Raw genomic sequence first — 17,882 nt, 5'->3', positions numbered from 1 at the left:
TGGACCCGTAAAAAGTCCATCAAGCAGGATGTGATTCCGGAAGGGGGGCGGTGTTATCACAAAATCACCTGCATCCGCGAACACGGGCAAATTCATGGGACTGGTGCGTATCTGGGGGCCGGCCGCATTGGTTGCGGGTATCATATTCACCCTGTCTTCCATCCCGGGCAACGACTATCCGAGCCACCCTGAAATCGCCAACATCGTCGCTCACTTTACGGAGTTCGCTATCCTTGCGTTCCTTCTCGCCAAGGCCTTCAGGCAAACAGGCGTGACTACCGGAACGATTGACACCATTCTGTACTCCGTAGTAGCCTGTTTAGGTTACGGTTTTCTCGATGAGTTGCACCAGTTCGCCATACCTAACCGTGTCTTTGATACTATGGATATCACGGTGGATGCCCTTGGAGCCCTGGCCGGATCGGTTGCCTTGGTGATCTATCTTCGCCGAACCGGTGGTTCAGACCTCAATACGGACGAAAAGGATAATATATCGTCCGTTGAAAAGGGGAATCGGTGACGCAGATTGTTCGAAAGGCCGAGGACATACTGGATCTGGCCAGGATGTCCGACCGTCTTGTTTCGAACCTCATGGACAAGCTCGACGGTGTCTCCGGTACCGTGTGGGTCCACGATCAGGAGAGAGCCTTTCGTAAAGTGCTCTCAAAAGGGGAGGCGTCTCAAACACCAAGGCGAATCGATGTAGCGGATGTTTTGCAAAGACACGGCCAGGTTTCAAGCGGTTCACCGTTCTTCGAACGGCGAAATGGAAAAATCATTCTTGACAGCGTTTTTCTGCCTATCCTCCATCATGACCTCCTCACGGGAGTGGTTCATCTCCAACTGAAGGGTTCTTCAAAGGAAAGGGCCCTTGAGGAGGAGATTCTTCATGCCGCCCGCGAAACAGTCCAGGAGTTTGCTCCCTTTCTTAACAGTGCCCTGACCCTGGACAGGATCCGGCGCACTCCCCTGATGGATCTGGACTCGGAAAGTTATAATGAACCGTTCATCCTGGATTTTCTGGCCCGCCAACTCACCATCAACAAAAGATATCATCGCAGGCTCGGCCTGATCAGCCTCGACTTCGATGGGGTGGAAGCTTTCAAGAAAAAGCGGTCATACCGGCTGGTCCAGGTCATGCTCCGGGACATATCGGAAACCCTGAGAGGCATTGTCAGGGACTACGATGTGGTTTCCCATGTCGGAAATTTCCGCTTCCTGATGGCCTTGCCCGACGGTGACAGTCTCGGGTGCCGGTTCGCCATCGAAAGGATAAGGAAAGGTTTTGAAAAGCTTGATTTCCTTGGTGAACGTTTTGCACGGTACGCCCTTGAACCTCACTTCGGATTCGCGTGCTTCCCGGAAGATGGGTCGGATGTTGATTCACTCCTGATGACCGCCCTCGAACGGACCGAAGAAAATCGCAGAGATCCCTTCAACGTAATTCAGTGGAAAAACAGGCCCTTCTGGAACCTGGTCGAGGATTTTACGGGGCCCGCGGGAAAGCGGGAACTGGCCCATATTCGGGACACCAAGTTCACCGAGTTCCATACAGGATTTACATATCTTCTGCAGGAGACCATCACGAACGATATCGTACTGCACCCAGGGAGACGGGGACTGCTGTTCATTGGTACCGACAACATTTATATCACCGAAGCGCTTTTGCAAAGGAACGTCGCCATAGCAAAAGCAGCCACCCGGATCAGCGTTTTCGGGGATATGTCCGGCGTCCAGACATTGAGAAACCTGAACATCAACACAATCCCCCTTTCTCCTGAATTGGCATCGGCCTTTCAGTTCATCCTGTACCTTACTGATCTGAACGCCTACGGGCTCGTGGCCGTACAGAAAAAAGAGGATACATGGCAGAGCGTTCATTCATCTCACGATAAACTCATCGAGAGGCTGGTTTTTAAGCTCAAGGAAGAGTATTCCCTCCAGGACCAGATATAATGACCCAGAAGATTCTCCTCGTTGACGCCGATCCTACATTGTTGAAAAAGTTGGGCAGACGTCTTACAGAAGCCCGGTTCGTGGTTAAAACAGCCTCAGACGGCACCGGCGCCCTGGAGGAGGCCGTTGTCGGCAAACCCGACCTTCTCATCACCAACTACCACCTCCCCATTTTCAGCGGTGAACGCCTTCGCGCTTTTCTTAGAAATAACCCCACCACATTCCATATTCCAATAATCTTCCTTGTGGACAACGGCAATGAAAAGGACTCAACGCTGGCTTCCATAGGACCGGACCCTTTTCTTGTAAAGCCCTTCCGTTGGGCGGATATCAGCGCCAAGATCACCCAGGCATTTGAAAAGACCGGGGACCGCAGGGATTCCATGAGGGAGATCGGTTCAGGTATCGAGGGAAGCCTTCGGGAGGTATCCCTCGTTGACCTTCTTCAGATCTTTTCCCTGAACAGACGGACAGGAGTGGTGACGCTGACCCACGATGGATCTGAGGGAAAGGTTTACCTGAAAAAAGGGGATGTGGTCAGTACGGTCCTCGGAGAAACAAAGGGAGAAAAAGCCCTTTACAGAATTCTGCAATGGGACGATGGGGCCTTTCATTATCAACCGATTGAGTTCACCGTATCAAGAAACATCGCCCGCTCGATTGACGCCCTCCTCATGGAGGGGATGCGCCAGCTGGATGAGTGGGATTCCATTCAGGACCAGATGCCCCCAGGTTCGGCGGTTCTGAAATTGAACAAAAACCAGGATGATATGCCAAGGGACCTGAGACCGGTAACCGAGGAGGTTCTCCTCCTTCTTGAATTCTACAGCTCCGTTGCCGACATTATCGAAAAGTCCTCCTACACCGACTACGAAATCTGCAAATCAATATTGGGGCTCATACAGAAAGGGATCCTGACTCCCATACAGGAACGTCGATCGGTCATCCGTGATGAGACGCCGCTGGTGACAGCCGAACAGGCCCTTCTTATCCGTAAGATCCTGAGCCTGGGAGAGGGGGCGTCCATGGGCCCGGGATGGGGCAAAATCCTTCTTTTCGCTTCATCACCCGATCTCATCAAAGTTTTCCTTGCCGATGCGGGAAACCTTGACGAGTTCCAACTTTCCAGGGATAATTTCTCCAACCAGGAGATACTCAACGCGTCCTTCGGCTCGTTGGGGTCGTTGGAGATAAGTGACAAAACACGCCTCCAACTGTTCGTTCTGCCCTCCGGGGATGTTTCTCAGCCGCTTTGGAAGCCTTTCTCCGAGGGCTCCATCGGGTCCATCCTTCTCACTCACGGAGATGAAAGTGACGGGAAGGACCTGACCCTTGTGGGTGAATTTGTTTCCAAATCCCTCCAGCATCCTCTTGTTCATTGGCAGATCGAGGTGGACGGAGAGGACCGGGTTTCAGCATCCGAGGTATTCCACTCACTTTTCGCCCTCCTGTCAAAGGAGGCGAACAAGCAGGAGACCAGACCTACATGAACGGTGGACAAACCAACATACTCGTCGTTGACGATGACCCGGGTATCCAGGAGATCCTTAGAATCGTCCTGGAAAAGCAAGGCTATCGTGTGCATATTGCCGAAGATGGAGAGAAGGCGATAGACAGGTTTCTGGAGGTTGAGCCTGATCTTGTTATCAGCGATATCTCCATGCCCAAAGGGGATGGGTTCAATGTGGCTATCCTCATTCGGAGTAAGGAAAGGGAGGGCAGGAAAACTCCCATCCTCATGGTCAGTGCATTTTATGACGATCAGGGAAACCGGGATAACGCGGAGCGCTGTGGAGCCGATGCGTTCCTTTCCAAACCCTTCACTCAGAGACAACTCCTTGACGCAGTTGAGAAACTTCTGGGTAGATAGGGGCTCGCGCCGCGATAGGACACGTTGTTTCACCACAGTACAGCCGCTCGCAGGCTGCTCCACGGGGTTTTAATGTGGTGTGATCTTCGATCGGTCACGTCGTGGTAAATGAGCTAAGGAAAGTGAAGATGACACTTTTCGCTTTCCGTGGAGTAAAAAGCCATGTAAGGACTTTTTACGACCCTGTAAAGTATTGGATCAGCGGGAGGTAGAACTGTCATGTTTAAAAGTCGAACGTTAACTATGACATTAGCTATGACATTGGTGTCGGCCGTTCTGATGGCGATTGCCGGTTGCGCGACCTATGGCGGGCCGGGCCGGGAATCCGCCGTACCCGACAAAATTGTCTATCCACCGTATGATGGTCCCAAAAAAAGGATAGCGGTGCTGGAATTTGATAACGATATCCAGGGGCACTGGTGGGACAGAAGCTGGAATATCGAGAGAAGACTTACGGATATGGTCACCACGGAACTGATGAAGACCAACCGCTTCATCATTGTGGAAAGAGGCGCTCTGGACGAAGTACTTGCGGAACAGGATCTAGGTTCTTCCGGGAGGGTTCGCCGGGAAACCGCGGCAAAAGTTGGGGAACTCCTGGGCGCTCAGGTCCTGATTAAAGGGGCCGTCACGGAATTCACTCAGAAGGAGAGTGGCGGCGTGGGCGGCGTGGTCTTTCACGGAATCGGCATTGTGGGGAAGACAGATACCGGGCATGTAGCCATCGACATCAGGCTGATCGACTCCACAACCGGACAGGTTCAACAGTCCCACCGCGCAGAAGGTAAGATCAAGAGTACTGGATTTGGGGGCATCGCCTTCTTTCACGGGTTGGCCTTCGGCGGTGCGGCGTACAATAAAACTGCGCTTGGCAAGGCAACGAGGCAGGCCGTTCAAAACGCTGTGAGTTATATCGTGAACACCATGGATGCCCGCCCCTGGGAAGGCAGGGTCGTCAAGACCGATGGTGAGAAGGTCTACATCAACGGTGGAACGAATATGAACATCACGACCGGGACTATTCTTTCCGTATATTCCAGGGGAGATGAGCTGTTTGACCCTGATACGGGCTTGAGCCTTGGGAGTGTCCAGTCCAGGGCAGGGACCATCAGGGTCACCCAGGTCATGGAAAAGTTCTCCGTGGCCAAGACCCTGGAGGGGTCCGGCTTCAAGAGGGGAGATATCCTGAAGCTGCAATAGTTGACGTGGTCGTAAAAAGTCCATGAATGGCTTTTTGCGAAGTCATCAATAATTTCCGCAAATTGTGGGTGATAACCCCATAACAGGGTCATTTGACGCTTACCGACCGTTATTTCAATTTTGTATTGTTCGTAAGCCATTAAAAACAATAAGAATATTTATACTGTCCGTTGCAGAAAATGGCGCACTTCTTGCTGGAGAGCAGTCCGGGATGTGCCATCTCAGCAGGAAAATACTGGTTGTCGATGACGAACAACTGGTGCGTTGGTCTGTGCGCCGATACCTTGAGGCTGAGGGATTTGAGGCTTTCGAGGCGAACGGCGGTGTGCGTGCTCTGGAGATCCTGGAGGCGGAACCCATCTGTATTCTCATAACCGACCTGATGATGCCGGGAATGGATGGGGTGGAACTCATAAGAAAGGCAATCAAACGTTACCCCGCTCTCATTGTTCTCGTTATTACGGCAAACGACTCTTCGAACATGGTCCGGGCGGCAGAGGACGCGGGAGCGTTTAAGACCTTCACGAAACCCATTCCGTTCAGAGAACTCACCGGAACCATTCAGATGCTCGTGTAGCTTCCGGGGCGACACCCGATCCTCCCCGCTTTACTCCGCATCGTGGTGGTGATAGATTTGCCCCATGCGTGCTGTATCCAGTTACATGGTCGCCATCCGTTCCCTGCTGTTCATCTATCCATTTACCCTTCTTATTTCCGCCGTCGCCATCGTATTCAGTTTTTTCGACAGGGGTGGGTTCATGATCCACAGGGTGTGCACCCGGACCTGGGCCAGGACCGTCCTCAGGATCGCGGGTATAAGGGTTTTCATAAGAGGATTGGAGATCCTCTCAGGGGAAACCGGCCCTTTCGTCGTGGTCATGAACCATCAGAGTCAGTTGGATATACCCCTGATTATTTTTGCCCTTCCTCTTCAGCTCCGGCTTGTCGGGAAGGTCGAGCTGAGCAGAATTCCCATTTTCGGGCAGGCCGCAAAAAGAATGGGGCATTTCTTCATCGACCGGAAAGACCACGCCGTCGCCACAGCCGCTTTTACGATGGCGGGTGACATGATGACCCGTACGGGCGTTTCGGTGGTTATCGCCCCGGAGGGCACCAGATCCCCGGACGGCAAACTGCTTCCATTTAAAAAGGGGGCCTTTGTCCTTGCCATTCAGGCCGGTTTGCCGGTACTGCCGGTTACCGTAAGGGGGACCCGGGATGCCATGCCCAAGGCCGGTTCAACCTCATGGGGTGGGGTGGCCGAGGTTATCATTGATAAGCCGGTCGCCACTTCCCAAATGACCTACAATGACCGTGACAGGCTCCTGGAGGAGGTAAAGGGAATCATCGTGAGGAACCTGCCCTGATAAGAATGTCCCCATTCAAAAGGATTTTTCTCTCACTTTACGCTTCCATCTTCATATCGTCCCTGGGCCTGGGGATTCTGAGCCCGATACTGCCCTCCTATGTGGACCGTTTTGCCACGAGCGCGCTGACCCTCGGTATTGTGTTCGGGGCCTACTCCGCATCGAGGACCATTTTTATGACGCCCGTCGGATATCTGTCCGACCGCATAGGCAGAAAGGTGTTCATCGTTACCGGGCTGGTCCTCTTTACTGCAGTCTCCCCTCTTTACGCTGCCGCAGACGGAATGGTCCAGCTGATGCTTGTGCGTTTTCTCCAGGGCATCGCCGCCGCCATGATACTGCCCGTGGCCCTGTCCTACATCGGAGATCTTGCCCCCAACGGCAAGGAAGGGTTCGTTATGGGGACCTTTACATCAGCATTCTTCGCCGGTCTTGGGGGCGGACCGCTTATCGGTGGGTACCTCAGGGACCGCTACTCCATGGACGCCGCTTTTTATGGAATGGGTATTCTGTCCCTGACGGCCCTCATTGTCGTCATAGTAACTCTTCCCGCCGACGAGCACCCATGGCCTGGAATGCGAAAAGTTAAAAAGGGCCCGTCCGGAGAACACCAACGGTTCCGGACAGCGGACCTGGCGGGCCTTTTGATCTTCCGTTTCAGTCGAGCCATCGGCATCGGTTTTGCGTGGGTCCTTATGCCCCTCTTCGCCATCGGGGAGCTTCACCTGTCCTCCTTTCAGGTGGGAGTGCTCCTTTCAGTGAACACCGTCATTACAACCTTGCTCCAGGCCCCATTGGGACATCTGTCGGACCGTTTCGGCCATCTGAAGAGTATCTTTTTCGGAAGCGTCACCGCCGCCTTGGCAGTTGCCGGCATCTCATGGGCTCACAGCTTCAGGGAGATGATCATCATCTTCCTTGCCATGGGGCTTGCAGGAGCTTTCATTGTACCGGCGGGATCGGCCCTGGCGGTAAGGATAGGGCATGAAAGGGGTATGGGATCCGTCATGGGGTTATACAACACATCACTGAGCCTTGGCACCATGCTGGGACCCATCATAGGCGGTTTCATGGCGGATAGATGGGGCATAAGGAGTGTCTTCCCCTTTGGAGGCGCCGTAGGGATTGCAGGATACCTGGCCCTGCTTGCGCTGTGGAGAGAAACTCCTTCAACTCATTCCCTTGACAATGGGCATCCTAAATACTAGATTTCATAACCAGATGTTTAACTTTAGATCCCAAAGGTTTCTGCTGCTGTTATTCCTCCTGACAACCCTCATCTACCCAAGTGTCGTCCAGGCTGATTACATCCGGATCGAAGGCAGTGTCGTCAACGTAAGGCAAGGCCCGGGCACAACATTTCCCGTTCTCTTCCAGGCAGAGGCGGGTGAGGAATATCCGCTCGTGAGTCTTGAGGGCCTCTGGTGCCGCATCACCCTGGATGACGGACGTGAGGCATGGGTTTTTCGCAGGCTGGTAGCCGTGTTGCGAGGGACTATGCCGGGCGCCGGAAAACACGTCGATGGAGGCCCGACAAAAGCTGGAAAGGATGGGATCGGTCAATACTTTCCGCTGGCCGGGCTGCTTGTTCTGGGGATGATCCTTGTATGGAAAAGAAAAAAGATTGTTGGATACTGGACCCGAAAGATGGGTGATATTGCAGGATACAGAAGGGAAAAGCCGTTTCGATATGACGAACGCCCTCCTGAAAAAGACCGGTGGGAACTTTGATTGACAACCCATTCCGGATTTGTTATTGACTAGGCGTTTTTTTATGAACTTCGGGCTCAACACTTTGGACTAAACGAGGTCACCAACACACAATGCGACTTAAATGCGATTTGCACATTCATACCAGGGAAGATCCCAGGCATCAGCTGAATTATACGGCTGAGGAGCTGATAGACAGGGCCGCGGAAAAAGGCTACCAGGTCATCTCCATTACCAATCATAACATCGTTACCTACAGCGAGCGGTTGGCGCAGTATGCCTTCACGCGTGGGATACTTTTGATCCCCGGTGTTGAGGCCACTGTAATGGGAAAACATGTTCTCATTTACGGCGTGGATAAAATGGATACAAAGTGGGACAGAATGACCTTCTTCGACCTGAAGAGGATCAGGGCTGATGGGGCGTTTGTTGTCGCACCGCATCCTTTCTATCCCAACTATAACTGCATTGGAACCCTTCTTGAGCGTTTTTCGAGCCTGTTCGATGCGGTGGAGTATTCACATCTATACACGAAAAAGGTCAACTTCAACCATAAAGCCCAGTCCTTTGCCTCTAAAAATAATCTCCCCATCCTGGGCCTTTCAGACGCTCATTCCCTCAAACAGCTCGACTATACTTTCACTGTCATTGAATCCGACCCCGACCAGGAAAGCATTTTCGCCGCGATCCGGGAGAGGAAAACGTCCATTGTGACCCGGCCTGCCAAAATCTATACCAGCAGCCTGGTAGGACTTCAGCTGTTCGGAACATTCCTCATGCTGCATCTGTTCCGGTAGAATTTCCGCCCGCAAACCCCCTTATTCCACCACAGTACAGCCCCTCGCAGGCTGCACCACGGGGTTGCAAAGAAGGGTTTTAAAGTAAGATTCATCCTGGAAATGAGTACCTGGATGAGGACCATACCCCAATTTGTCATCGCGAACCGTATCCCGCCATTTGTCATCGCGAGCTGTAACCCATGCGAAGCGATCCCATAGCGGCCGGAGGGCGCCGCAATGACCTTTTCGGCTTCCGTCTTCGTTCTTCGAACTTCGCCGCGACAAGTCGCCCGGGATTGCCGCGTCACTCTCGTCTCCCTCGATGCTCCTCGCAATGACGGCAAAATAATAATATAAGGTACGCATTAACCGGATGAACCAAAAAATAAAGTTTGAGATTTGAGGTTCTTCGATACCCATACTGCCCTTACCTACACCTATAGCCTACAGCTTACAGCTTGTTTTTCACATTGAACCTTGAACGTTATTTTCCTCGTTGGACGTTGGACCTGTTTTATCCTATAATCCCAGCCCATGTCCGCTATTTCCAGCTATCAAGCCGCGATCGAGGCCTTTCTCGCCCGACATTCCATTCCCTCACCCTGGGCACTTGGGCCCACGGACACAATCGCGGTGACCGCGGGGGGGCTTTCGCTTCTCTGCCTCATCCTCTTTGCATTCAGGAACCGTGAGGACAAACCTCCGGCGGACCGTCCCGCCCGTTTTTTTATCAAAAAAGCAAAAAAAGCCGAGAAAAAGGGGAATCACGCCGAGGCCGGGGCCCTCTACGCCTCTGCCGGGCGCTTCAGGGAATCGGCCGAGGCTTTTGTCAAAGTGGGCGAATATGAAAAGGCTTCCGAGTCCTGTGTGGCCATGAACGACTATGCCAACGCGGCGGAATGTCTGGTGAGGATAGGCGCCTATGGCCAGGCGGCCGAATTTTTCGCAAGAACAAAGGACTTCATTCAGGCCGCGGAAAACCTGGTTAAGGTTGATCGTTTCCATGAGGCGGCCCTTCTTTTCGAAAAAGGGGGAAACTCCCCGCGGGCGGCTGAGTTTTACTCCAAGACAGGTCATCACCAGAAAGCGGGAGAACTTCTGGCCGAGGCTGGTGAGCATTCCAGGGCCGCGCCCCGCATGGTCAGGGCCCTGCAGGAAAGGGTGAGCCGAAGGGATCCATCCGTCGCCCCTGAGGAGGACCGTGTCTCTAAAAACCTGGCCGCCCTTGCCTCCTTTAGCCTCCTTCAGGCCAACCAGAGAGGAAAAGCCGCAAAGGTTCTTGAAACCGGTGGGCACTTCAAGCAGGCTGCCAGACTCTATGAGGAATTGGGTAAGGGTCGAAAGGCGTCTGAACTCTACATGAAGGCCAAGGACGCGGCATCGGCTGCCCGCATCCTGGGATCATCCGACACACCAGAAGAAGGAGGGCTGGATGTTGCCCAAGCCCTTCTGGATGAAGGCCAGACAATCAAGGCCGCGGAGCTGCTCGGGCGTATTGGAGAGTGGAGGAGAGCCGCTGAGATTTTCGTCGCCGCCGGGGAGAAAGAAAGGGCGGTTGAAGCTTTCGGAAAAGCGGATGATCATCGTTCGGCCGCGGATCTTCTCATCGAGTTGGGAAAATCTTCCGATGCGGCGAATCTCCTTCTGGCCGGCGGCCGGGCCGAGGATGCGGCCCGGATTTTTCGGGACTTGGGGGAAACGGAACAGGAGGCCCGGGCGCTTCTTGATGCCGGCGCCTTCTTTCAGGCTGCACGATCCCTCATATCTTTGGGCAAGGAAGAGGATGCCACGGAGGCTCTGCAGAAGGTTGAAAAGACCAGCCCGGATTACGCCGAAGCCAACCGCCTCCTGGGAGAACTCTTTTTCGGCCAGAGGATGTGGTCCCTGGCCATTGCCGCCTACCAGAAGGCCATCGCGGATGAGAATCCCCGGCGGGATAATCTGGATTCCTTTTACAGGTACGCCGCGTCCCTGAAGGAAGACGGTCAACTCCATGGGGCGGTATCGATTCTGGAAAAGATCCTTCTTGTGGATTACCATTACAGGGACGTAAAGGACCAGGTGACCTCCATGAAAGCCCTCCTGGGGGCCTCTTCCCCGGGACAGGGCAGGCTTATCGGCGACCAGTCCCCCCCCCCAGACGCTACCATGGTCGCCGGTGGATCCGGGACGTCGGCAAAAGACGGTCGATACGAGATCGTCGAGGAGGTCGGCAGGGGGGGGATGGGAGTTGTTTACAAGGCGAGGGATACCCTGCTCGACAGGATCGTGGCCTATAAGATATTGCCGCCGCAGGCTCAGAGAAACCAGAGGGTTCTGGAGATGTTCCTGAGGGAGGCGAAATCAGCGGCCAGGCTCTCCCATCCCAACATCGTTGTCATCTACGATGCCGATCAGAAAAGAGGCGAGTACTATATTGTCATGGAGTTTGTCGATGGCGACTCCCTTAAGGAGATTCTTGAAAAACAGGGAATGTTCGAATTGAAACCGGCGCTTGTCATCGCGGGTCAGGTCCTGCGTGCGTTGGCATACGCCCACAGCAAGGGCATCGTCCACAGGGACATCAAACCCGCCAACCTCCTCTGGTCAAGGGATGAAAAACTCGTGAAGATCACCGATTTCGGACTTGCAAGGGCCATCGCGGAGGGTAGAAAGACCCATACGCAGATGGCCGGAACCCCTTTCTACATGTCGCCGGAACAGATCCTTGGCGGACAGGTCGACCACCGGGCCGACCTGTATGCTGTCGGCGTCACCATCTATGAATTTCTTACGGGCACCGTTCCGTTCAAGGAGGGGGACGTCATGTACCATCACGTTCACACAGCACCCCCGCCGCCTGAAAAATTCAACCCCTCGATTCCGCCGGCGTTGTCAGGATTCATTCTCAAGTGTATGGAGAAAGACGTGAATAACCGTTTCCAGGATGTGGGAACGGCCCTGATGGAACTTAAAACAGTACTGAAACAGTAGGGCTAAGAGTTATAGTCCAGAGTCCAGAGTCGAAAGTCCAGAGTGCAGGGCTTGGGATCTGGGATCTTGGGTCTGGGCACCTCGATACTTCCATACTTTGACACTTGGACTGCGTCACCGTGTCTGCTTTTCCCCTTTGGACATTGAACGTTGAACGTTTTTCTCTCGTTAGACGTTGAACTTGCTTTACCCTACAGCCTATAGCCTGCTTTTCCACTTTGGACTCTGGACGCTAGACTCTGGACTGGGATACGTGTTTTAGCCGGCTCCCGGGTGTCGTGTCCCTTCAAGCTTGGCATCCCGCAGATCGGTACCCACAATGTTGGCCCCGGTCATGTCGGCCCTTGAAAAATCGGCCCCTGTCACAATAGCCCTCGAGAGGTCGGCGTTTTGAAGGTTTGCGCCTGAAAGATCCGAGCCTAAGAGGCTGCACCCGGCTACGATGGCATCTCTCATGTCAGCTCCCCCCATCCGGCACTTCTTCATCCTGGCATCGGTGAGCGTAGTTCCAACGAAGAAACACTTTGTCAGGTTCGCCCCTTCCGCGGTGACGTAGGACATTCTGGAGTAGCTGAAATCACTCTCGGCACAATCTGCATTGGAAAGTTCTGCATGGGTCATCTCGGCACTTCGAAAAATGGCCTTCTGGACGCCGGCATCCGTGAGGTTCACCCCCGTAAGGTTTGCGAGGGAGAAATCGGCGGCCGGTGCCTGGACCGCTTTAAGAGTGGAATTCATGAGATTCGCCTCCACAAACCCGGTCGAGCAAAGCCTCGATTTACTGAAATCCACACGGATGAGGGTCCCTTTTTTCAGGTCCGCTCCCGACAGGTCGGCCCCGGTCAGGACTGCGCCCGTAAGGTTTGCTCCAATAAGGGAAGCGCCTCTCAAGGAGGCGCCGTCCAACCGGGATTCCTCCATGTCAACACCATCCATAACGGCGCCGTTGGCATTGATATCCCGTGCCTCGGAGCGTCTCATGGTAGCCCCTGAAAGGTTGGAGGCTGATAGGTCGCACCCGGGTAATCTGGCGTCGTCCACCACCGTGCCGGAAAGGTTCGACTCTCTGAGGTCGGTATTGATCATCTCTGCGGCGACCATACGGGCCTTCTCCATGTTAGCGCCCCTGAGCCTGGCCCCACTCAGGTTGGCATAAGAAAGATCCGCGCCTGAGAGGTTGGCCCGGCTCAGGTCAACGTTGGAAAGGTCGGCATACTGCAGATTGGCTTCGTGCAGGTCCACCCCGGCCAGATCTTTCCCCTTCAGGGAGATCCTGACCAGATTCAGGCCCGCCAGGCTTTCGCCTGATCCCTTCTTCTGTAAAACCTCCTCAGGTGTAAAATCGGCCAATAGACATATCCTCCATCAGGCCGGCATTCTAAGGGTCGAGCCGACCCTTGTCAACAGCCGTACTGTGGGCTAATGTGGGCAAGATGATTCCTTTCCCGTTCGCATCCGCACTGCTTAAGGACGTTCATCCGGACCCCGACGTGTTCGACCGAATACTAAAAGGGGAGGGGATAATGTCCCTGATGGAGTATGGTTTCTGCATCACATCAGTTTCCCCCGGTGATTCATTCCGTAGATATGTCCTGTTTTTTCAGAGAAAACCCTATGCTGCCGGGAAGATATCACCGGTCGGGGATCTTCAGGGGACCGGGATAAGGGAGTTCTTTGTTTACCTCGCGCAGAATTCACAGACCCGCCTTTCCTTCATTCAGACCGATCCTGTGCTGATGAAGTCGATCCTTGTCCTTCAGGAACGCTCCCCTGAAACGGAAGGAGCCGCCGAACACATAAAGATAGAACACCTGGTGGTGGGTCTCATGGAAGGACGAAAGGATTCGCTCGTAGCGCTGATCCAGGATGGCCGCTTCAGCTTGGCTTTCGTCAAGGGTGGAAAGGCCATAAAGGCCTATTTCTCCGACCAGGTCGTCCAATCCTCGACAGGGATGGACTGGATGGACCTTTTTAAAAGGATCGAGATCAGCCAGATAAAGGGCAATTCCATCAGGATCCGGGTCTTCGAGAACCTGCAAACCACGCCTGCCGCTGACTATCTTGAGGGACCGCCGGCCTATCAGGGTGGCGTCTTCAAACATTATACCAGGCCAATGCCCGAGATTATCGTCCGCGACCAGACCAGAACCTTGAAAAGAGTCAGTGTTACCTCATACCCGTTTGTCGTTGGCCGGGATCCCGGATCCGATCTTTTCCTCAACGATCCCGGTGTTTCCAGAAAACACGCTTCCCTGGATGAGAGGGACGGAAAAATATTTATCATGGACATGGGCAGCCTCAATGGCATCCTCGTAAACAACCAGTATACAAGGGAATTTACCCTGAAGGATGGGGACACGATAACCTTGGGAAGCCACATATTGCAGATCGTCCTTCCCAGGTCGCCTGCGGAGGATGTGAGCCTTTTTGCCTCCACCCCCGGGGACGCTACAATGGCAATGGACAGGAACGCCCGCCTCAAGGTGGCCTGCCCGAAATGTGGAACCGTCGGCACCGTGGATGTGGCGAAGATCTACAGGAAAAAGAGGGTTCGCTTCAGGTGTCCAAAATGCGGCCGGGGGTTCGAACCGGTTGGGATCTAGGGGTATTCCTGGAATGCAGCACGAGGCGATTCTCTACGAAAAAGGGGATGACAACCAGGTCCATTGCCGGATGTGCGCCCACAGATGCAGGATATTGCCCGGGAAAAGGGGAATATGCCGGGTCCGTGAGAACAGGGGGGGAACCCTTTACACCCTGGTTTACGGGAAACTGGTTGCCGAACATGTCGATCCCATCGAGAAGAAACCCCTTTATCATTTTCTTCCCGGAAGCGTTTCATACTCCGTGGCAACCGCCGGCTGCAACCTGTCCTGTCGGCATTGCCAGAATTACGAGATAAGCATCCTGTCACCCAATGACACCTCGATCCCGGGGCAATTCAGGACAGTTGACGAAGTTGTAAACAAGGCCCTGGCATCCGGATGCCGATCCATATCATATACATACACCGAACCGACCATATTTCTGGAATATGCTCTGGACTGCTGTCGGCAGGGCAGGGAAGCAGGGCTGAAGAATGTCTTCATAACCAACGGCTTCATGACTCCAGAGGCCATTGACATGGTTACACCTTGTCTTGACGCGGCGAATGTGGATCTGAAGGGAGCCACGGATGACTTCTATCATCAGGTCTGTGGCGCTCGTCTGGAGCCTGTCCTCGAGACGATCAGGGCCCTTTACGAGGCGGGTGTCTGGATAGAGGTGACGACTCTCCTGATTCCAGGGCTGAACGATGATGAGCGGTCCCTTGGATTTATTGCGGAATTCATCGCCTCGATCGATCCGCTCATCCCGTGGCACATATCCCGGTTTTTCCCGACGTATAAGATGACGGATCGTCCTCCAACACCTATGGGCTCCCTCCGGAGGGCTGAGAGGGCCGGAAGAAACGAAGGCCTGAAATACACCTACCTGGGGAATATCTCCCAGGGAAACGACCAGACCTTATGTCACAACTGCGGTCATCTTCTCCTTGAACGAAGCGGTTTTACCCTCATAAGCTCGAACCTTTCACAGGACGGCGCCTGCCCAAAATGCGGTACGGCATTTTACGGCGTGCCGGGGGAGGGGAGTTGATGGATGACTTTCTGAAAAAACTCCTGGCTGTTTCCCGCGGGGATGAACCGGCACACCTGCTCCTGAAAAACGCAAGGTTAATCAATACCTTCACGGGCGAGATCCAAAAAACGGATATCGCTGTTATGGACGACAGGATTGCCGGTCTGGGTGAATATGATGCGGATGAGGTCATCGACCTCGAAGGCTCGTACGTTGCCCCCGGGTTCATCGAGGCTCACTTCCACATCGAAAGCACCATGCTCAGGCCAAGCGAGTTGGCCAGGCTGATCGTCCCGCGGGGAACCACCTGCATGGTGGCGGACCCCCATGAAATCGCCAATGTATCGGGCCTGGAAGGGATCAAATTTATCCTGGCCGACAGTGAGGGGATCCCTCTTGACCTTTATCTCATGGCCCCCTCGTGCGTTCCGGCAACCACCTTCGAAACATCAGGCGCCGTAATCGGCGTCAGGGAAATAAAACGCCTTTTCAACCATCCAAGGGTCATTGGATTGGCGGAGGTCATGAATTTCCCAGGTGTGGTCAACGGCGATGATTCGGTTATCGCAAAGATCCTTTCCAGTGCAGGGAGACCAATCGACGGCCATGCCCCCATGCTCTCAGGCAAACCTCTGAACGCCTACGCCGCCGCGGGGATACGGTCTGACCACGAATGTACAAATGCGGAGGAAGCCCGGGAGAAGGTCCGCCTGGGATTACGGATCATGATGAGAGAGGGAACAAGCGCCCATGACCTTGAAAACCTTCTTCCAGCCGTTACGCCGCTAAACTTCAACCGTTTCATGCTGGTCACGGACGACCGTCACCCGGATGAACTCATGGAGTCGGGACATATGGACCTTTTATTAAGAAAGGCCGTCAAATGTGGGCTCGACCCGGTTGAGGCAATAAGGATGATCACCATTAATCCGGCGGAGCACTTCGGTTTAAGTGACCGGGGGGCGGTGGCGCCGGGATACCTGGCGGATCTGGTGGTTTTCGATGATATGAAATCATTCCAGATAAAGACCGTATTCAAGTCCGGTAAGCAGGTGTCATCGGATGGGGAGTTTTTCCCCGCCATGGAGCAGGCATCGGTCCGGAGTAAATTGAGAAACTCCATTAATTTAAAGATGATAACCAATGATTATTTAAGGATTTTATTCTCAGTCCCCAACCCAATGGCACGGGTTATGGAGGTTGTCCCGGGTTCGCTCCTGACAAAAGGTTCCATAGAAGAGATAAGGACCGATCAGGATCGGTTCTTTCTTCACGATTCCTCAAAAGACCTTGCGTCATTGTTTGTCCTTGAAAGGCACCACGGCAGCGGCAGATGCGGTATGGGACTCGTAAGGGGTTTTGGCCTCAGGAGAGGGGCCATCGCGTCCAGCGTGGCACACGACTCCCACAACATCATCTGTGTATCAGCTGATTCACACAGCGCTGCTGCGGCCGTGAACGCGCTTATCGATAATGGAGGCGGATTGTCCGTCGCGGTTGATGGGGACTCTGTGACCGTGCTTCCTTTGCCCATATCGGGGCTTCTTTACGACGGGAATGCCGATTCCCTTATGATGGAACTGAAGGAGGTAAAATCGGGGGCACGAAAAACCGGGTGTCGGCTTGAAGACCCTTTCATGATCCTGTCTTTTCTCGCCCTGCCGGTAATTCCGGAGCTGAAACTCACCGATAGGGGTCTCTTTGACGTCACGGCCTTTTCCCCGGTGGAATTGGAAGTGAGGGAATAATAAAAAGGTTCAACGGGATGAAACAGGTCCAACGTTCAACGTTCAATGTTCAACGCGGTAAGTCGTCAGTCCAGTGTCCAGAGAAGAAGAGCAGTCCAGAGTCCAGTGTCCAGAGGGGAAGAGCGGACAATAGGCTATGGGCTATAAGGTAAAACAGGTTCAAGGTTCAATGTTCAACGTTCAATGACCAGCGAAGTCATTGCGAGGAACATCGAGATAGACGAGAGTGACGCGGCAATCCCGGGCGGAGCCGAAAGGGTCATAGCAGCGCCCGCCGGCCGCCCATGGGATCGCTTCCGCCGTCGCCCTACGGGCTATGGCGGACAGGCACGATGACAGATGGCGGGATACGGTTCGCGATGACGAATGGTGGGGTATGGTTCTTATCCTGGTACTCATACAGGATGAACCCAAGAACTTAAGGTTTTCTCAGCGAACGTGTCTTTGACTTTACATAATATATCTTATGCGAACAAAAATCTGTTCAGACATACGGTCTTGGATTCCCTCACACTTACAAAAGAACCCCCCACCCCTGTCTCTGACACCTTTTTTCTTTTCTTCCCACACGGAGCAGTTGGCACGAATTGTGATAGTACCCGTGTATGGGAAGACCGCTTCGTATACTCCAGACTGAATATCCTTACCACCTGACCTG

At 53.7% G+C, this 17,882-nt stretch carries 16 protein-coding genes; 15 read left to right on the top strand and 1 reads right to left on the bottom strand.

Going from position 1 to position 17,882, the window contains the following annotated elements:
- Positions 1-94 precede the first annotated feature (94 nt).
- The 11 genes from GXP52_06480 to GXP52_06430 all read left to right on the top strand — a co-directional run bounded on the left by GXP52_06480 (position 95) and on the right by GXP52_06430 (position 11,855).
- Positions 95-520: a VanZ family protein gene (locus GXP52_06480; GenBank protein ID NOY86930.1), complete on the top strand. Its 426-nt coding sequence runs from the start codon at positions 95-97 to the stop codon at positions 518-520.
- Positions 517-1,956 (top strand): diguanylate cyclase, encoded by a 1,440-nt coding sequence (locus tag GXP52_06475; protein NOY86929.1) that lies wholly within the window; start codon positions 517-519, stop codon positions 1,954-1,956. Before GXP52_06480 ends, GXP52_06475 begins: the two co-directional genes overlap by 4 nt.
- On the top strand, positions 1,956-3,446 hold the full coding sequence (locus GXP52_06470; protein NOY86928.1) for a response regulator: 1,491 nt from the start codon (positions 1,956-1,958) through the stop codon (positions 3,444-3,446). Before GXP52_06475 ends, GXP52_06470 begins: the two co-directional genes overlap by 1 nt.
- Entirely contained in the window at positions 3,443-3,826 is a 384-nt protein-coding gene (locus GXP52_06465; GenBank protein NOY86927.1) for a response regulator, read from the top strand. The genes GXP52_06470 and GXP52_06465 overlap by 4 nt, the downstream gene beginning before the upstream one ends.
- Before the next feature lie 255 nt (positions 3,827-4,081).
- Complete coding sequence (locus GXP52_06460) at positions 4,082-5,026, top strand: hypothetical protein (GenBank protein NOY86926.1); 945 nt, start codon at positions 4,082-4,084, stop codon at positions 5,024-5,026.
- Positions 5,027-5,237: 211 nt separating this feature from the next.
- Positions 5,238-5,603, top strand: a complete 366-nt coding sequence (locus tag GXP52_06455) for a response regulator (GenBank protein NOY86925.1) — start codon at positions 5,238-5,240, stop codon at positions 5,601-5,603.
- Positions 5,604-5,667: 64 nt separating this feature from the next.
- Positions 5,668-6,393: a 1-acyl-sn-glycerol-3-phosphate acyltransferase gene (locus GXP52_06450; protein NOY86924.1), complete on the top strand. Its 726-nt coding sequence runs from the start codon at positions 5,668-5,670 to the stop codon at positions 6,391-6,393.
- Between the two features lie 5 nt (positions 6,394-6,398).
- Entirely contained in the window at positions 6,399-7,601 is a 1,203-nt protein-coding gene (locus GXP52_06445) for an MFS transporter (protein ID NOY86923.1), read from the top strand.
- A gap of 13 nt (positions 7,602-7,614) precedes the next feature.
- On the top strand, positions 7,615-8,124 hold the full coding sequence (locus GXP52_06440; GenBank protein ID NOY86922.1) for an SH3 domain-containing protein: 510 nt from the start codon (positions 7,615-7,617) through the stop codon (positions 8,122-8,124).
- 92 nt (positions 8,125-8,216) lie between these two features.
- Positions 8,217-8,900 (top strand): PHP domain-containing protein, encoded by a 684-nt coding sequence (locus GXP52_06435; GenBank protein NOY86921.1) that lies wholly within the window; start codon positions 8,217-8,219, stop codon positions 8,898-8,900.
- 516 nt (positions 8,901-9,416) lie between these two features.
- On the top strand, positions 9,417-11,855 hold the full coding sequence (locus tag GXP52_06430; GenBank protein NOY86920.1) for a protein kinase: 2,439 nt from the start codon (positions 9,417-9,419) through the stop codon (positions 11,853-11,855).
- A gap of 258 nt (positions 11,856-12,113) precedes the next feature.
- Here GXP52_06430 and GXP52_06425 read toward each other — a convergent pair whose 3' ends face one another.
- Positions 12,114-13,205: a pentapeptide repeat-containing protein gene (locus GXP52_06425; GenBank protein NOY86919.1), complete on the bottom strand. Its 1,092-nt coding sequence runs from the start codon at positions 13,203-13,205 to the stop codon at positions 12,114-12,116.
- 83 nt (positions 13,206-13,288) lie between these two features.
- Between GXP52_06425 and GXP52_06420 the strand changes: the two genes are divergently transcribed.
- The 4 genes from GXP52_06420 to GXP52_06405 all read left to right on the top strand — a co-directional run bounded on the left by GXP52_06420 (position 13,289) and on the right by GXP52_06405 (position 17,560).
- The gene (locus GXP52_06420) at positions 13,289-14,458 is read left to right on the top strand and encodes an FHA domain-containing protein (protein NOY86918.1); all 1,170 of its coding nucleotides are present in this window, start codon (positions 13,289-13,291) and stop codon (positions 14,456-14,458) included.
- 13 nt (positions 14,459-14,471) lie between these two features.
- Positions 14,472-15,494: an AmmeMemoRadiSam system radical SAM enzyme gene (gene amrS / locus GXP52_06415; protein ID NOY86917.1), complete on the top strand. Its 1,023-nt coding sequence runs from the start codon at positions 14,472-14,474 to the stop codon at positions 15,492-15,494.
- Positions 15,494-17,224 carry an adenine deaminase gene (gene ade / locus GXP52_06410; GenBank protein ID NOY86916.1) on the top strand — a complete coding sequence of 577 codons (1,731 nt, stop codon included), beginning with the start codon at positions 15,494-15,496 and terminating at the stop codon, positions 17,222-17,224. Before amrS ends, ade begins: the two co-directional genes overlap by 1 nt.
- A gap of 183 nt (positions 17,225-17,407) precedes the next feature.
- Positions 17,408-17,560 (top strand): hypothetical protein, encoded by a 153-nt coding sequence (locus GXP52_06405; GenBank protein NOY86915.1) that lies wholly within the window; start codon positions 17,408-17,410, stop codon positions 17,558-17,560.
- Positions 17,561-17,882: the final 322 nt, after the last annotated feature.

This window comes from Deltaproteobacteria bacterium, from assembly GCA_013151915.1.
In the GTDB taxonomy this organism is placed as follows: domain Bacteria; phylum BMS3Abin14; class BMS3Abin14; order BMS3Abin14; family BMS3Abin14; genus BMS3ABIN14.
The sequence above is the reverse complement of the archived record's forward strand: the minus strand, read 5'-3'. Positions and strand labels throughout refer to the sequence as shown.

What these genes read in the sequence shown, in the direction of transcription:
- GXP52_06480 (NOY86930.1), top strand. Translation starts at nt 95, where the DNA reads ATGGGACTGGTGCGTATCTGGGGGCCGGCCGCATTGGTTGCGGGTATC.
- GXP52_06470 (NOY86928.1), top strand. Translation starts at nt 1,956, where the DNA reads ATGACCCAGAAGATTCTCCTCGTTGACGCCGATCCTACATTGTTGAAA.
- GXP52_06465 (NOY86927.1), top strand. Translation starts at nt 3,443, where the DNA reads ATGAACGGTGGACAAACCAACATACTCGTCGTTGACGATGACCCGGGT.
- GXP52_06460 (NOY86926.1), top strand. Translation starts at nt 4,082, where the DNA reads ATGACATTGGTGTCGGCCGTTCTGATGGCGATTGCCGGTTGCGCGACC.
- GXP52_06455 (NOY86925.1), top strand. Translation starts at nt 5,238, where the DNA reads ATGTGCCATCTCAGCAGGAAAATACTGGTTGTCGATGACGAACAACTG.
- GXP52_06450 (NOY86924.1), top strand. Translation starts at nt 5,668, where the DNA reads ATGCGTGCTGTATCCAGTTACATGGTCGCCATCCGTTCCCTGCTGTTC.
- GXP52_06445 (NOY86923.1), top strand. Translation starts at nt 6,399, where the DNA reads ATGTCCCCATTCAAAAGGATTTTTCTCTCACTTTACGCTTCCATCTTC.
- GXP52_06440 (NOY86922.1), top strand. Translation starts at nt 7,615, where the DNA reads ATGTTTAACTTTAGATCCCAAAGGTTTCTGCTGCTGTTATTCCTCCTG.
- GXP52_06435 (NOY86921.1), top strand. Translation starts at nt 8,217, where the DNA reads ATGCGACTTAAATGCGATTTGCACATTCATACCAGGGAAGATCCCAGG.
- GXP52_06430 (NOY86920.1), top strand. Translation starts at nt 9,417, where the DNA reads ATGTCCGCTATTTCCAGCTATCAAGCCGCGATCGAGGCCTTTCTCGCC.
- GXP52_06420 (NOY86918.1), top strand. Translation starts at nt 13,289, where the DNA reads ATGATTCCTTTCCCGTTCGCATCCGCACTGCTTAAGGACGTTCATCCG.
- amrS (NOY86917.1), top strand. Translation starts at nt 14,472, where the DNA reads ATGCAGCACGAGGCGATTCTCTACGAAAAAGGGGATGACAACCAGGTC.
- ade (NOY86916.1), top strand. Translation starts at nt 15,494, where the DNA reads ATGGATGACTTTCTGAAAAAACTCCTGGCTGTTTCCCGCGGGGATGAA.
- GXP52_06405 (NOY86915.1), top strand. Translation starts at nt 17,408, where the DNA reads ATGACCAGCGAAGTCATTGCGAGGAACATCGAGATAGACGAGAGTGAC.